Origin of the sequence: Clostridium tarantellae, from assembly GCF_009295725.1 — a bacterium.
GTDB lineage: Bacteria > Bacillota > Clostridia > Clostridiales > Clostridiaceae > Sarcina > Sarcina tarantellae.
Genome location: NZ_WHJC01000468.1, coordinates 1 through 1,662, shown reverse-complemented (window position 1 = coordinate 1,662; position 1,662 = coordinate 1). Strand labels below are relative to the sequence as shown.

Sequence of the window (1,662 nt, the reverse complement as noted above, 5' to 3'; positions counted from 1 at the left end):
AAAAATAAACACCAAACCATATATTTAGATATTTTTATCTTCTAAAAAATAGTTTGGTGAATAATTCGGGATAACATATATTTTAATATATTGTTATTTTATATTTATCACAAAATCCTTTGCTATTTTCTAAAATTTCCTTAGATACCTTATAATCTTCATTAGCAAAGGTTATTTCTAAGCTTTTTGCATCATCTCTAATTTGTTTATAATATTCCTCATCTAAATCATCTATATTATTATTTTTATCTCTTGTTTTTAATTTATTTTCTACAGTTAATATAAATGAAGTAGCTTTTGCTATTGTATCTAATTCTTTTTTACGTTGTTCTGATTCATTTTTATAGTTTTTAAATTTTGCAATAGCACCTAATTCAAATTCATTTGCTATTGATTCATAATCTTCACTTGTTTTATATTCATATAGTTTTTCTACAAAATCTTGATCATAGACTTTTAATCTACCTATAACGGTATCATTAGGTATTTTTGCCCCTTTTACAACTTCTATTGTCTTTGGTTTTGGGTAATCTTCTATTATTTTTGTTGGTTTATGTGAAAAATTAATTGTCTTCAAACCTAATATACATATTAATACAGTAGTTACTATTAATATCTTCATTTGTTATTAGCTCTCCTTTGTTATCTTTATACATGTTTTTTTATCATAATGAATTTCTCTTTTTTCTTTCTAAATTAATAGTAAAAGGAAGTATTAAAAATACCCAACTCACTATAAATGGATATCTATTTTGTTTTTCTATTATGATATAAAAACAAATATATCCTATTAAAATTATATAAAGCAAGTTTAATGGATAATTTTTTAAATATTGTTTTTTATTAAATAATCCTATACATATAATTATTAATAAGCCAAGATAGAAAAAATTTGCTATTATGCCAAATTGAGAAGCAAATTTATAACCTAAACTATTTTCCTCTAAAGAATACTTAGCCCAGTAAGTACCTGCAAAATCTCCTTCCATCCATTCAGCTCCATACTTTGTTGCATAAAAACCTATAACTTTAGGTAATGGATTTTTAGTTAATCTATCAAATACAATTTCTTTACAAGCTTTTTCTACTGCATCATAATCATCATTATATTTGTTTGGTATCTGTGCATCTTCTTCATTCCATCCTCCAAAGTGTTCCATATTAGAACCTTTTAAAATAGAAGTCCATTTAGATTCACTTCCCCTCCATAGATTATATTCAGTAATGTTTAATGTTTTTAAAGAATAACTTACTAATACAAGAGGAATAGCAAAAGAAATCAAGATAAAACTTATTCCCTTTACTTTATTCACCCATTTTTTTTGAAAATATAATATTATATACATTATGTAAGCAATAATCATAATAATTGCAACCATTCTAAATAAATTTCCAATACTAACACATATTCCTGAGAATATTAGATAATATAATGGTTTTGAATTATCAGCAACTTTTATAAAAAAATATATACTCAACAAGAAAAAAGGCATGGCCATATTTTCACTACAGTTAACAGATGTATAACTAATAAATGCAGGATAAGTAGCTGCTAAAAAACAAGCTATAAGTGCTTTTTTTTCTGATTTAAATAATTGTTTCACTATTAAATAACAAAGAAAAACAGAAGTTAATGAAAAAATTATATTTAATATTTTAATA

The 1,662-nt window shown here is 23.5% G+C and carries 2 protein-coding genes; both read right to left on the bottom strand.

What is annotated here, in order from left to right:
- Window positions 1-82: 82 nt before the first annotated feature.
- Window positions 83-622 (bottom strand): hypothetical protein, encoded by a 540-nt coding sequence (locus GBZ86_RS15635; RefSeq protein WP_152892198.1) that lies wholly within the window; start codon window positions 620-622, stop codon window positions 83-85.
- A gap of 43 nt (window positions 623-665) precedes the next feature.
- Window positions 666-1,662 (bottom strand): glycosyltransferase family 39 protein (locus GBZ86_RS15630; RefSeq protein WP_152892196.1); only part of this gene is annotated, 997 nt, incomplete at its 5' end.